The 238-nt window shown below is 34.0% G+C and carries 1 protein-coding gene; it reads left to right on the top strand.

The window, feature by feature from the left end; all coding sequences use genetic code 11:
* Positions 1-97: 97 nt before the first annotated feature.
* Positions 98-238: glycosyltransferase family 2 protein (locus AC6UDE_RS07185; RefSeq protein WP_500697062.1), on the top strand; the 141-nt coding region annotated here is incomplete at its 3' end.

Genomic DNA, 238 nt, shown 5'->3' with positions numbered 1-238 from the left:
CCGTCACCTCGTTAAAAAGGCGTGGGGATTTGTGAAACGAAAGTTCTTCAGTAACGTTGGAAAAGACAAGACACACTACTAGAAAGAGGATTCATTAATGACTAACTATGACATTAGTATTATCATGCCAAGCTTTAATTCGGAAAAATCAATTGGCAAAGCAATTGATTCCATTTTTAATCAGGAAACTGATTTTAGTTTTGAATTATTGATTATTGATGATGGATCTTCTGATGAC

The sequence above is a fragment of the Fructilactobacillus sp. X2R5C3 genome (assembly GCF_059901325.1).
This window is presented reverse-complemented; position numbering and strand designations above follow the sequence as displayed.